The organism is Paraburkholderia sp. GAS42, from assembly GCF_050436565.1.
Lineage (GTDB): Bacteria > Pseudomonadota > Gammaproteobacteria > Burkholderiales > Burkholderiaceae > Paraburkholderia.
The window spans coordinates 344,412-358,194 of the sequence record NZ_JBNDML010000004.1 but is presented as its reverse complement, the minus strand read 5'-3'; the positions used below and the strand labels follow the sequence as shown (position 1 = coordinate 358,194).

Below are 13,783 nucleotides of genomic sequence, written 5' to 3'. Positions count from 1 at the left end.
GGCAAACTGGCCAGCGCACAGTCCGTGCGCCGGCCAGCGGATTCACTATCGAGTCACGCTGTGAGCCTATTCGGTATAGTGGATATGAACGTCATGAATCGTGCCGTTGAAGGCAAAAGGCGTCTTGTCGAAAAAGTCCAGCGACACCGGCGAACCATGATCCGCGCCGACTTCGAAAGCTGCGTTCGCGCTAAACGCGAACGGCACCGTGTAGGGAACGCGCCCCTTTGCAACAGGCTTGCCATTGACGCTCAACGCGACGTCGGCTGCCGCAGCCCGCCCGCCGCCCGCCATCGTGAAATCAATCTCGATGACGTTGTGTCCCGCCTGCAGCTTCTCCGGCGCCTGGATGCGCGTGCGCACCAGTGACTCTCCGTTGTATTCGTACACGAGGTGACCGTCCTTCACATAGAGCGCGACACCGCCGCCTGTATCGCCGAGCGAGAAGAGCACGCCATTGGCTTGAGGTGGAACGTCCACGTCCACAGTCACACGGTGATTGCGCGAACGAATATTGGGTGCGGCGAACTCCGGGAGGCTGCCGATGTCGGGAGTGAAATGAAAGTCCGTCCTGCCGTCTTCGCCCGGGCGATCGTTGGGATGCAGCAAGGCATAAAACGCCGCTCCGATCGGGTAGACGTGGTTGTCCCTGGCATCCTGGTCAAACAGCTTCTTCAGTTCGGCCAGTTTTTCAGGATGCGCGTCGGCCACATCCGTCGACTGCGAATAATCCTTGCCCAGATCGAACAGCGCCCATTTGTCTTTGTCGGGATTCCACTTCAGCCAACCGAGTTTGTCCCCAATTGCAGGCTTGCCGAGCAGGAATGCCAGCTTTCCCTGCGGGGTCAGCAAATCGGCAAAGTCCGCTTTCCAGGGTGTACGCGGCCCAAAGACCGAAGCGATCCAACCGTCCGCGTATTCGGCGCGACTGCCAAGTACCTCGAAGTATTGGTGCTTCTTGTGGGTCGGCGCATCGGCATGGGTCAAACTGTCGGCGAAACTCATACCGTCGAGCGGTTCCTGCTTGCGGCCATTCACGACTTCGGGCGGAGCAATCCCGTCCACGTCATAGATGGTGGGCGCGATGTCGTTGACGTGCAGAAACTGGCTGCGCACCACGGTATCGTGCCGGAACCCCTTGGGCCAGGACACGGCCAGGGGCACTCGCGTTCCTCCGAAATATCCCGCCACCAGCTTGGTGCCGACAAAGGGTGTTTCGCTGGCCCATGCCCAGGCAGCGCTGTAGTGCTCGTGGAGCTTCGGACCGCCAAGCGCATCCAGGCCGCCGTAGTACTTGTTCAGCGCGTCCATGTGCTGCCGGACCGTTGTCGGAATACCGTTTGTCGCAATTAACTCGTTGATCGAGCCTTGCATGCCCTCGGCCGAGGCGCCGTTGTCGGAGAACACATAGAAGATCAGCGTGTTGTCCCGCAGGCCCAACCGTTCAAGTTCGTCGACGACCTTGCCCGCCTGGGTATCCGTGTGTTCCAGGAATCCGGCATAAACCTCCATCAGTCGTGCCTGAAACTTCTTCTCTTCCGGGCTCAGGCTGTCCCACGCCGGCAGATCGGCCGGCCGCGGTGTCTGCTTCGTATCGGCCGGAATCCAGCCAAGCTGTTTCTGCCGTTCGAAGGCACGCGCTCGATACGCGTCCCACCCACTGTCGAACTTGCCCTTGTACCTGTCGGCCCATTCCTTCCAGACCTGGTGCGGGGCATGCACGCCGCCCGGCGCCCAGTACATGAAAAACGGCTTGTTCGGCTCGAGGGCCTGATGTTGATCAAGCCAGCTGACGGCCTGCCTGGCCAGGTCTTCCGACAAGTGGTATTTGGGATCGTTCGGCACCGGCAAGGGCGTGGTATCGCTGTACAGGTGCGGGTGATACTGGTCGCTTTCGCCTCCGATGAATCCATAGAAGTGCTCGAAACCGTAGCTGGTGGGCCAGTGGCTGAACGGCCCCATCGTCGAGGTTTCTCGAGGCGGGGTGTTATGCCATTTCCCGAACGCCGCCGTGTTATAGCCATAGTCCTTCAGCACCTCCGCCACTGTGGCGGCACTCTTGGGCATGACGCCGGTATAGCCGTCGAAGTCGGTCATCAATTCGCTGATGCTTCCGTTCCCGACGCGATGATGATTGCGGCCGGTCAGCAACGCGGCTCGCGTCGCCGAGCTGATGGCGGTGGCGTGAAAGCGGTTGTACATGATGCCTGTTTGCGCGATCCGGGCGAAAGTCGGGGTGTGAATTTCGCCACCGACCACATCAGATTGGGCAAAGCCGGCATCGTCGAGCATGATGACGAGCACATTCGGCGCTCCGGCACGCAGATGCGACGGCTCTTGCCGCCAATGGTGCGTCGAGTTGTCCAGCGATGTGCCCGCCACGCTCGCGCTGGGGGGACGGGGAAACGGCAGTTCGCCGCCCGTGGCGCCGGCCTGCGCAGTAAGACTGCCGCCGAGAGCCAGCACGCCCATCGACAGCATGCTGAAGCGAGGGAGATAGTTGCGCGGAGAGCGCTCGTTCATTGCGCGATTCTCCATTTGTTCAGCGTTAGTCATCCGTCTTGATCTCCAAAAACACTTCCACTTCAGCACGCCGGTCCGGCAACGCCCTCGGCACGCGCGGCTCATCTTCGTCGGTTCATCATGGTTAGAGAATTGCCCGGGTCGGCAACATGCTCGATGCGCTCGACCCGTCTCGTTCCGCGCCGTACCTGCGCCTGACGAAAAGGCTCGAGGTGCAAGACGCATCGTAGAATACTGCGTGTTCGTTCGTTGCGAAATCAGTCGGGCGTGCAACCACACACGCCCGACTTTCAAGCGACATTGCGTGCGTCAGAACGTGTGACGCATGCCGATGTTCGCGGCGGTAGTTGACGTTCCGGCAGGCACGAACTGGCCGTAGCTGATCATCGAGCCCATATTCCCCTTGTTGTCGACGTAGCCCACTTGAGCATAGAGCGTCGTCGATTTCGACAGACTGTAGGAGCCACCGCCGGCGACCGTGGTGGACTTGTTGGCCGAGTTGTTCCGGTCTTTCAGGTAGTACACGCCGGTCGTGACCTGAAACGCGGGGGAGAACTGATAGCCAAGGCCGGCCGAATACAGGTCGAGGTTGACCAGGTTCGAATGCGCCGGGTTCTTGCCGTTGGCATACGAAGCGGACACGGAGAAATCGTGAATCGTGTACAGCGCGCCAAAATAGGCGTAGCGATTGTTGTTGAGTCCGGTCGGCGGCGTCGTTGCTGCAGGACTGGGATTCGTATCGTGGCCGTTGTAGTAGAGCGCCGTAAGGTGGAGCCCGTAGTTCGCGTACTTCAACACGGCCGACTCTCGCGTGCCGCCCTGGAAGCTGCCAGCCACGCCTCCTGGAGCGTATTCCAAAGCAGCGCTTGCACCGTGAAAATTGGGCGACTCGTAGACGATCGCGTTGCTGTCGTACAAGGCGCCGATCGGCCCGTTAGTGCTGGCGAAGTTGAAGCCCGCGGCCTGGTTCATGCCGATCCAGGCGGTGAAGATACTGCCGAAGTAGTTGCCTCGACGAACGTCAGTCTCCGCCATCGCCAGGGCCATCGGCGCGAATTGCCGGCCCATGGTGACCGTTCCAAACGGACCGGAGAGGCCGACGGACGACACCATGTTGAAAATCGAGGCAGCGCCGGCCGTGTCGGCAAGACCTGACTTCCCGTTGCCGTTCATGAACGAACTTTGCAGACGGAAGTTGACGTGATATCCGCCGCCGATATCCTCGGTCCCTTTCATGCCCCAAAAGCTCGCGTAGATCCCTCCGTTGTTGAAGGCAAAAACACTTCCCTGGTTTTTCGCCCTTGGGATGGGCGCGGCAATCGACTTATTCTGATACAGCAGGCCCGAATCGATTGCGCCGAACAGCGTCACGGAGGACTGCGCGTGCGCAGCCCCTGCGAATGACAGAAGTGCCGCCGCACCCACCAACTTCATCTTCATTTCGTCTCCTCTACTGGTTTTTGCTTGATATGAACTGCAAGTCTTGCTGCTCGAAACTGCATCGAAGACGTTGTCGCGCCGCACTATGCCGTCAAAAAGTAGTCCTGAAATTGATCACGCAACCTGTTCTTCAACACCTTTCCTGTGGCGCCGAGCGGCACGGTGTCGATGAATACGACCGCATCCGGCCGGGCCCATCTGGCGACCTTGCCTTCGAAGAACGCCAGCAACTCGTCAGCAGCAACGGCACTGCCAGGCTTTCTCACGACGAGGAGCAGTGGGCGCTCATCCCATTTGCTGTGCCGCGCGCCGATACAGACGGCGCTGGCCACGTCCGGGTGCTGGCTTGCGACGTTCTCGATAGCGATCGAACTGATCCATTCGCCTCCTGATTTGATGACGTCCTTTGCGCGGTCAGTGATATGCATGAAGCCGTCGGCGTCGATCTTCGCGATGTCGCCGGTCGGGAACCAGCCATCACGATGGGCAGGTGCATCGGTGCTCCGGAAATAGGAATCGACGACCCACGGACCGCGCACCAACAGTTCGCCGGTGGAAACGTCATCCCACGGCATCTCACGACTGTCGTCGCCGACGATCTTCATGTCGATGCCGAACACAGCGCGGCCCTGCCTCGCCTGTATCGCCACCCGCTCATCGGGCGACATCGAAATTTGATGCGGCTTGAGCGAACAGACTGTGCCCAGCGGACTCAATTCGGTCATGCCCCACGCGTGGAGCACGTCGACGCAGTGAGCTTCCTGGAACTCCGCAATCATGGCCGGGGGGCACGGAGCGCCGCCGATCACCGTGCGCCTCATCGAGGAGAAGCTGTGTTGATGTTCATTGACGTACGCAAGCAGGCCCTGCCAGACCGTCGGCACCCCGGCTGACATCGTGACGCCCTCGGTTTCGATCAACTCATATAGCGAATCGCCTTTCAGCCAGGGACCCGGGAACACCAGCTTTGCGCCAACCATGCAGGCGACATACGGCAAGCCCCACGCGTTCACGTGGAACATCGGCACGACCGGCAGGATCGTGTCCCATGCCGAGCAGTTCAGCGCGTCAGGCAGCGCGACGGCGAAGGTGTGCAACACCGTAGAACGGTGGCTGTACAGCACACCTTTCGGATTGCCTGTCGTGCCGGAGGTATAACAAAGCGACGAGGCATCGTTCTCGTCGAGATCTGGCCACTCGAAGTCGTCGTCGCAAGCGTCGATTAGATCCTCGTAGCACAGCACCGGCTCCGGCAATTCGGAAGGCGGCATATGTGCGCGGTCCGTCATCGCCACGAACACCATCGGTTTCGTCAAACGCGGGGCAATCGCCTGCGCGACCGGCAGCAGATCGACGTCGAAGAAAAGGATGCGATCTTCTGCGTGTTCGATCATGTAGACGATCTGATCGAGATGCAGCCTCGGGTTGAGCGTATGCAACACAGCACCCGAGCCGGATACCGCGTAGTACAGCTCCATGTGCCGATAACCGTTCCACGCCAGCGTGGCGACCCGGTCGCCGGAGAGTACGCCAAGTCCCGCCAGTGCATTCGCCATGCGCCGCGCACGTTGCGCAAGATCGCGATAGCGATAGCGATGAATGTCTCCCTCTACACGCCTCGAGACAATTTCCTGCTCCCCGTGATGCCGCTCGGCGTGCGTAAGCAACGTCGAGACAAGCAACGGCTGCTGCATCATCAGGCCCTTCATCTGATATTCCCGGTCAGTGACTATGACCGTCATCATCTGCTGACTCACGGCGTCAAACGACATCCGGAGTCGACATCGGCAGGTCACTTCGAGACACGTCAGGGATATTCCTGAGACGAGCCTGCGACCTCGCCCCGTTCTCCCGACCGACAGAGTTGGCCAGCGCCGATACGTGGCTGGGAGCCGCTCGCCGGCCAGGGTGAGCAAAACGGGGCGGGGATATACATGCGGCGCTGACGTGCGTGAGCGCGAGCGGAGCGACATCTCTAAGAGCAGCGCGTTACGTAGACGACTGGAGATGCGGGCAAGCGGCGAGCGATACCCTCACGACCCAATATTCTTCCCTACCCTGAAAGACTCGTTCGCATCGTTGACGATCCGGCTATGATCTTCAGTTGTGGCTCGCCAGGCGATATCCGCGGTTGACATACCCATATCACTTCCGGACACCCAGGGACTTCCCTGATTTCGTCTGCCATGTCGCTACCGGTTCTTGCTCAGGGACATCCCCAATCTTTCACAAGCGGGATTCATCGAATACCATTTCCAAAATGGGGATGAAGCAACAAATGACTTCGGCACCGCAACGGCGCATTCCAGCGCGTTATTTCGTATTACTTTTTAATGCCCTGCGCGCACAGGGCGTGGAGACGGCGCGCCTGCTATCCGCCGCCGGGATCGATGAAACAGCTTTCAATCGGCGCGACAACACGCTGTCAACGACCGAGGTAAATGCCTTTGTCCGGGTAGCCAATGAACTTACGGGCCGGGAAGATCTCGGTTTTGAACTCGGTCGGCTCATCAAGATGAACTCGCACGACCTGCTTGGCTACGGACTGCTCAGTTGCCATACCGCGCACGAAGTAATGTGCATGACGAGCCGGCATTACCACTTGATGACGGAGACCTTTGCTATGCACTACCAGCGTCGGCCCGGATCGCCAGGCGAAACGACCTTCACGCCGACGATCGCGATGCCCGAAGCGACCCTACGTTTCATCCTTGAAGTGATAGCCATCGCACATCAGAATCAGGTGCGATTGCTGCTTGGCGCCGACCTTCCGGCCTATGATATTTACCTGTCGATGCCGGAACCCGCACACGTCCAACGCTATCGGGCATTGGCGCCCATACGGTTTCATTTTTGCGAGAATGCGCTGCCCGGCGTCCGCGCCGTGATGAGTGCCGAGCTGCTGGATAGACCTCTGCCGATGGGCAACGCGCTGGTCGTCCAGCAAGTCGATGAGCAGTGCAGCCTGATGAGCACGCGCCCCGCAACCGGCCATTTTGGCTGGGGGGAATACGTGGAGATGGTGCTGCGCGCAGCCGAGGGCGAGCAAGTAACGCTGGAAGATCTCGCACGCCGCCTCAATGTATCCGCGCGAACGATAGACCGCCATCTGAGGTCAGAAGACCTGGCATTTCGCGACCTGTCGGACAAAGTGCGGTTTGAAAGAGCCTGTGAACTGCTCCGCACCCCCGGTGTGACGATCAAGCAAGTGGCGTTGAAGCTCGGCTTCAGCGACACGGGTAATTTCAGGCGCGCGTTTCGACGCGTGGTCGGCGTCACTCCAACCGAATACTTGAATAGCAACGGACAACCGTTCGCGGCATAGTCGACCTCCGCATTCCACTCACAGCATCTCTGGTTGCCCCCGCTTGACCGCGGCCTCGACTCGCAATGCGGGAGCCGCGCGGCAGTTAACCCGGTTTGTAGCGTAGGAAAGCTTGCTCCACGCGCACTGAGCGGACGTTCGGCGCGGGCGGCAATGTGATTCCGCGAATGACCGCAAGGGCCGAGGAAGGAGCGTTCGCCTTCAACGGTCGGATGGCCGGTTACCGGGCAGAGCCGACGCCCGAACGTCCGACCCGCCGACGCATGTGAACGGCGGGTTGTGGCCAACTTCAGAAGTCCGGCAGCGAAAGCGGGCGAAACCACGCAGACCTTGATCAGAGCAGAAGCGTGTGCAAAAGAACTTCGGCCGCTACGCCTGTCGACGCACCCTCACTAGTGAAAGTCGGAGATGGCGCGCCACTCGCCCTTCTCACGTCCAGTCGCTTTTTTTACCTACGCGGCTTTCCCGGGAGCACAGTGGCCAAGCCGTTCTCAGATTCGTGGCAGCGCGCATCGGTGGCGAGGACTTCGTCCTGCTGCTAGAGCACAAGTGTCGTCTGGCGTAGCCAGCGGGAACGACGGCGTTGCGCCCGTCGTGCGTCAATCACGCGTAGCACGCGAGAAACATATCGGCGGCGGATTCTGCGACGTCTTTCTGTTCGTCCTTGCTGAGGGGCGGTTGCCCCATCGTCACCTGTGGCCAGAACGCGAACGCCTTCACGAGACCCTGCAACTGCTGCGCCGCGAACGTCGGATCCGGCGTCCTGAGGCGGCCATCCGCGGCGGCTGCACGTATCCAGACCGTCAGGTCTTCTTCGCGCTCGCCCATACGCGCCACCATGTCGCGCGCACGTTCAGGCGAATGGATGCCCGCCGCGATCGCGACACGTGCGAGCGACAGGAATGCCTCGTCATTCAGCAGGCTCAGCTTCCGTGACAGCAGTTGGAGCAACTGCGCGCGCAAGGGCTGGTCGGCGCGATAAGCGGGCGCCTCTGCCGCGTGACTCGCATTCCACAACTGCTGCAGGATCGCAGCGAACAGCGCTTCCTTGCCTGGGAAGTGGTTGTAGACCGTACGCTTTGACACGCCCGCGCGGGCTGCAATGCGATCCATGCTGGTCGCCTCGAAGCCGGCGGCGCGAAATTCCTCGATAGCCGCGGCGATGATGGCCGCGCGCTTGCGATCGGTCAGGCGCTGATGGGAGGCGTTGTCGTCCATCGTTAAATTTTACACTGGACGGTTTACTTTTCTTGAAAATAAATTACACTGACTAGTCTACTTTCTGTAGCTGGACGCCTGACATGACATCGATTACCGGCTTCATCCACCGTGCCCTGGGCCTGACCGCCGCGCGACGCGGGCGTGAATTGTCCCGCTCCTCGGCGCAGCATGACGGCGAGCGCTTTCGCAACGTCAAGGCGCGTCCGGCCGAAGGCATCGGAAAGACGTTGGGCATCGCATGGAACGTGCTGTTCAGAAAGCCCGCCGGGACTGTCCCGGCGGGCACCCTGCCCGTCGACGCGCTGACGCGCGAACAGCTCGACGCCGCGCCCGACCGCAGCCTGTACCGTCTTGGGCATTCGACCATGCTGCTCAAGCTGCGCGGTCAGTTCTGGCTGACCGACCCGGTATTCGCCGAACGTGCATCGCCGTTCCGCCGGTTCGGTCCCAAGCGCTTTCATGCACCGCCCATCGCGCTTGAGGATTTGCCGCCGCTACGCGGCGTGATTCTGTCGCATGACCATTACGACCATCTGGACCGCGAGACCGTGCTCGCGCTCGCCGCGACGACGAGCGTGTTCCTGACGCCGCTAGGTGTCGGCGACCGGCTGATCGAGTGGGGTATCGATGCGTCGAAAGTACGCCAGTTCGACTGGTGGCAGAGTGTCGACATCGACGGCCTCGCGTTCACGGCGACACCCGCCCAGCATTTCTCCGGGCGCAGCATTTTCGACGGCAACAGCACGTTGTGGGCCTCATGGGTCATTGTCGACAGCGACCTGCGCGTGTTCTTCAGCGGCGACACGGGTTACTTCGACGGTTTCAGGACCATCGGCGAGCGGCTTGGCCCGTTCGACGTCACGCTGATCGAAACCGGCGCGTACGACGCTCAATGGCCCTACGTACACATGCAGCCGGACGACACAGTACAGGCGCACGTGGACCTGCGCGGACGCTGGCTCGTGCCGGTTCATAACGGCACGTTCGATCTGGCGATGCATCGCTGGCAGGAGCCGTTCGAGCGTGTGATGGGGCTCGCCGCTGCGCGCGGCATTGCCCTCTCGACGCCCCGCATGGGCGAGCGGCTGGAACTGGCCGCCCCGCACCGCGGAGAGCGGTGGTGGCGCGAGGTCGTCGAAACCGTGGACGCGACCAGGACGCCACGCCGATGGCTCTCCTGTCGCAATGCTGGCCACGCGGACCTTCAGGACCCGCCACGTGCCTAAGCCACCTGCGACGCACTCATCCGAATGTCGAACGGCAGCAGCAGACTCAAGCCGGCTATCCGCTAACCTCCACGGGCGGTAGAAGATGGGGATCAGCGACGTTGCGATAAATTTTCTATCATGAACCTGTGAGTTGTAAAAACGTTGCCATCCGCGCGGCCGACAGGCAGGACCACCGGACCGGCTTCCGGACGCGGTGTTGGGATGCTTTTCATCTGACCCTCTGCGTCTCGCGACGGGCATCGCCGCCCAGTGTTTAGCCGGCACATCGATCTCCCGCTCCCGCGCCACGCGGTTCGTGACAGGTTCGCCTCAACGCGGCGCCGGGACCCATCCCGCGCTGCATGGTTCGCAAGGCTCAGGCAACCCGATCAGGTACCTCCCGTTTGCGGAGGTCTGGCACAAGGACTGCTGAAATCGGAAAGGACGGTTGAAATCGGAGTATCCAGGCGCGTGCTTTCGCAGCAGCCTCCCCGATCGGGTTCGCCTGACAGGCGTACGTAAGTTGCCGCCCCAAACGGCGATCCCGACGAGTGCAGATCCTCATCGAACAGGAGCCTCGCACGAAATACCCCGGGTGCCCGCGACGGAGCCCGTGGGCCGTCCGCCATGTACGGCAAGGGAGTCGAGATGTCTCACGAACTCTACATCCAGGCACTTAGCGCGATGTTCCTGTTCTGGAATGGGGCGCGCATCCTCACGTACCTTCCGACGATCGGCAAACTCCTCGCGCGGGAAGCCGACGTGCGCAGCCACAGTCTGCTGAGCTGGGGAAGCTGGACTTTCAGCAATGGCACGTTCGCGCTCATGCTTCTCGAAATGAGCCGGGGGATCCCAAATGGGATGTTCTGGATGAATCTGACCAATACGGTGATGTGCGTCATCGTTTCGCTCATCATCCTTTTCAGGCGGTTCCCGCAGCTGCAAGCAAGTGTGGGCAAAGTCTATCGAAAGATCACACGAAATGAGTCAAAGCCTGGCGCCGAATCCGGACAGCCGGAGTTGCTGCATCTGGGTGCAGGTAGCCTGGCTGTGGGCGCCAGTCTTGCAGCTGATCCGGTACCGGCCGCACCGCCTGCGTGGTTCGGCCGCCCTGCGCTCTGGGTTGCGCCGGTAAGCGCATTGGCCCTCGGGGTCGTGGCTACCGCCACGTATGCTGTCTGGTCCAACCATGATCAGCCCGCCTACCTCGAAGCGAAGGCGAGCACACCGCAGGTGCCTGGGATAACCGAACCGGCATCGTCGACGCAACAAGTCTCCTTGTCTGGTCAGGTCACGCCATCGACCGCGCCTCCTGCTCGCGCAACCGCAATCGCCCGTGCCGAACTCGCCCCGCCTGTGCCTTCCGGGTCGTTCGAGCGCCGCGCGGCACCTTCCAGGGATTCTGCTGCACCGCGGCCGGCTACAGGACGACCTGGCAAAGCGAGCAACGTCGCAACCCAGAATCGCGGGAATTGGGCGTCGCGCTTTGTGGCGAGCGTGCGGCAGGCGTTCGGCATCACCCAATCGACATCGTCAAAGCGACCGACGTCTTCGTCCGGTCATGGCGCGCCATCATCGTCAGCTTCCGCTCGTGGAACTGCGGCTGCCCGTGCTGAGATCGCCCGGCATGCGCCTTCCGCTCCGTTCGATCACGGCGCTGCACCGTCCCGGGATTTTGCTGCACCGCAGCTGGCTACGGGGCGGCCTGGTCATGCGGGTGATTTCACCACGCAGGATCGCCGCCATTCGGCACGGCACGTTCCTGTGCAAGAAGCGCCGCCAACCGTCGTCTTCGAAGCGGCTCCGGTCGTGTACCAGGGGCCTCCAGCCGGGTATCCGGAGCCTCCGGTCGTGTACGCGAGATGACCGGTTGCGGGCGACCACAGATATGAAGGCGACTACAGGGACCGCCCGCACTGGCACGACAACGGCTGGCACAAGAGCGGAAAACATCATCAGCACGAGGAGGACAACGATTAAGGTCCACGTGCGCGCAGCACGATCCGGCCCGAACGCCGGGTTACAACAGTTCCGACATCGAGGCCACCTGGCTTCCGGGAGCGGGCGAACGCAACGCCTGACGGCGCTTCACCAGCTCCATCAACGATCTGCACATGGCTCTCGAACTCCGCGGCCTTCGCTGTGGCGAATGATTACGGTGCCGAAAACGCCCGCCGCAGTCAGCACAACCTGAATTGCCCCATGTTCCAGCGCGAGTTCAGCAGGAAGTAAAACGCGTAGTCGGCGTCGCACGCGCGAACAAATGGGGATGCCGACACGTGACATAATTCGCTCGCTGTTTTGCAAACGCAAAAATTGCTTTCTCGCCCCCAGAACAAGGAGATTCAAATGAGCAAAGGATATTGGGTGACCGCATACCGCGAGATCAGGGACCCGTCGAAGCTGGCAGCGTACGCACAACTGGCAGCCCCCGCTGTGGCGGCCGCCGGCGGCAAATTCATCGTGCGCGGTTTAGCCGACGAGGTTCGTGAGCACGGCTTGAAGGAGCGGACTGTCGTGATTGAGTTTCCGACCTACGAGCAGGCAGTTGCCGCATACGAAAGCGATGCATACAAGAAAGCGCTTGGGGCCTTGGGCGACGCCGTCGAGCGCGATCTGCGAATCGTTCGCGGCGCCGAATGACGCGCAAGACGCGACGGCTGCGACCGGCGTGAGATGGCGCTTCATGGTCGCGTCGCGGGGATTCGAGCGCGACAAGGCGCGCAGACGAGAGTCTGAAAGTGAGGGCCTGCCGAAAGCAATGATTGAAGCGAACAGTGCCCAGCGCTAAACCGGAGAAAAGACCACGGCTCCGCTATCCTCGATTTGCGTGAAGCTGCGAACAAACTGGTACGTCTGTTCGCCGATTGCTATTCGGTTTGCGCCGGCATTTGTTATCGTAAGTATCTCGTCGGCCATGCCTGCCGAAATCGTTCCCCGGCGAGTCAAATCGTCCTGAGTGCCCGCCGGGTCGCCGACATAAACAGCGCAGACGTCCGTACTGTGGCGCAGCATCACGACGCACGCTCCTGCGTCGAGCGAGAGTTCGAGATACTCGGCCAGAGTCAGCAGCGACTCCGATATGTGTCCCTGCGGACTATGGGCCGAACCAATATCTGTCGCCATCCTGTGGACCCTCCGTAAAACCTGCATTGCCTGAACAGGACGCTCGCCCCCGCAGCCATAACTTCACTATAACCGTCGACGGACAAATCCGGAACGAGAAGACATCAGTATTCTTCGCGGCTTCAGTTGCTTAACCGGCGCCAGGCGCTCAAATGGCGTACAAAGCCCTGCTTGTCACCAAGTTTGTCGCGAAGAATGGCAAGGTTGTGATGCGCATCGGCGTAGGACGGATTGAGCTCAAGACATTGCTCGTAGCTCTGCGCAGCTTCATCCAGTCGACCGAGCCCGTCGAGTGCGACAGCCCGGTTGAAATGCAATACCGCGTCATCAGGGAAATGCGACAACGCTTCGTCGAAGACGCGAAGCGAGTCTTCGCATCGCGCTTCGTCTTCGCACAGCAGCGCACCCAGGTCGACGTAGGCGGCGTAAAACGGCTCGGGTGCGAGCTCCAACGCCTTCCTGTACGCCTCCTCGGCACCTTTGACATCAGATTCCCTCAACTGCTCGCCGAGGTCGTACCATTCCCCCGCTTGAAGCGCCGCTTCCTTCTGCCCCGGCATCGTGTCGAGGAACACGACATCTCCCCTGATGTCGGCGACTTCGATATCAAGCAAAAACTGTCCAGTGTTTGCGTCCCATTGCGACGGTCCAGTCCTGACTGCAATCGTGTCGCCCACAGCCGTGACGCGGATGCCCGAGAGAGGCAGTTCATCCGGCAACTCAGCCTTCAGTCTCAACAGAGCGTTGACTATCTTTCGCGGAGGTATCTTCGCCATACGCAACTGCAATGCAGTACGCAGCAGAACGACATCCTGGAACGTGAACTGTAGCCGGTTGCGTGGCCCGCGCGACGGCGTAACAAAGCCGGCGGCAACCAGGCTGGAAACCACACGCCGGGAAACGCCCAGCATCGACTGCAACCGGGTTAGCGAAATGTCGT

At 61.0% G+C, this 13,783-nt stretch carries 10 protein-coding genes; 4 read left to right on the top strand and 6 right to left on the bottom strand.

Annotated features, from left to right (window positions below; all coding sequences use genetic code 11):
- Positions 1-66: 66 nt before the first annotated feature.
- From P3T16_RS08940 to P3T16_RS08930, 3 genes are all read right to left on the bottom strand, one after another.
- Positions 67-2,538, bottom strand: coding sequence for an arylsulfatase (locus P3T16_RS08940; protein WP_429341960.1), 2,472 nt, complete (start codon positions 2,536-2,538; stop codon positions 67-69).
- Positions 2,539-2,832: 294 nt separating this feature from the next.
- Positions 2,833-3,963 (bottom strand): porin, encoded by a 1,131-nt coding sequence (locus tag P3T16_RS08935; protein WP_429341959.1) that lies wholly within the window; start codon positions 3,961-3,963, stop codon positions 2,833-2,835.
- An 83-nt stretch (positions 3,964-4,046) separates the two neighbouring features.
- The gene (locus P3T16_RS08930; protein WP_429342059.1) at positions 4,047-5,672 is read right to left on the bottom strand and encodes a 3-(methylthio)propionyl-CoA ligase; all 1,626 of its coding nucleotides are present in this window, start codon (positions 5,670-5,672) and stop codon (positions 4,047-4,049) included.
- A gap of 557 nt (positions 5,673-6,229) precedes the next feature.
- Between P3T16_RS08930 and P3T16_RS08925 the strand changes: the two genes are divergently transcribed.
- The gene (locus P3T16_RS08925) at positions 6,230-7,288 is read left to right on the top strand and encodes an AraC family transcriptional regulator ligand-binding domain-containing protein (protein ID WP_429341958.1); all 1,059 of its coding nucleotides are present in this window, start codon (positions 6,230-6,232) and stop codon (positions 7,286-7,288) included.
- A gap of 603 nt (positions 7,289-7,891) precedes the next feature.
- Here the strand turns inward: P3T16_RS08925 and P3T16_RS08920 are convergent.
- Positions 7,892-8,506, bottom strand: a complete 615-nt coding sequence (locus P3T16_RS08920) for a TetR/AcrR family transcriptional regulator (RefSeq protein ID WP_429341957.1) — start codon at positions 8,504-8,506, stop codon at positions 7,892-7,894.
- Between the two features lie 83 nt (positions 8,507-8,589).
- Between P3T16_RS08920 and P3T16_RS08915 the strand changes: the two genes are divergently transcribed.
- The 3 genes from P3T16_RS08915 (at position 8,590) to P3T16_RS08905 (ending at position 12,360) form a co-directional block, all read left to right on the top strand.
- Positions 8,590-9,735: an MBL fold metallo-hydrolase gene (locus P3T16_RS08915; protein WP_429341956.1), complete on the top strand. Its 1,146-nt coding sequence runs from the start codon at positions 8,590-8,592 to the stop codon at positions 9,733-9,735.
- A 630-nt stretch (positions 9,736-10,365) separates the two neighbouring features.
- Positions 10,366-11,583, top strand: coding sequence for a hypothetical protein (locus P3T16_RS08910; protein WP_429341955.1), 1,218 nt, complete (start codon positions 10,366-10,368; stop codon positions 11,581-11,583).
- A 483-nt stretch (positions 11,584-12,066) separates the two neighbouring features.
- A complete protein-coding gene (locus P3T16_RS08905) occupies positions 12,067-12,360 on the top strand; it encodes a DUF1330 domain-containing protein (RefSeq protein ID WP_429258542.1) in 294 nt (97 codons plus the stop codon).
- Positions 12,361-12,504: 144 nt separating this feature from the next.
- Here P3T16_RS08905 and P3T16_RS08900 read toward each other — a convergent pair whose 3' ends face one another.
- Both P3T16_RS08900 and P3T16_RS08895 read right to left on the bottom strand, forming a co-directional pair.
- Complete coding sequence (locus P3T16_RS08900) at positions 12,505-12,843, bottom strand: hypothetical protein (RefSeq protein ID WP_429258541.1); 339 nt, start codon at positions 12,841-12,843, stop codon at positions 12,505-12,507.
- Positions 12,844-12,965: 122 nt separating this feature from the next.
- Positions 12,966-13,754 (bottom strand): tetratricopeptide repeat protein, encoded by a 789-nt coding sequence (locus P3T16_RS08895; protein WP_429342058.1) that lies wholly within the window; start codon positions 13,752-13,754, stop codon positions 12,966-12,968.
- Positions 13,755-13,783: the final 29 nt, after the last annotated feature.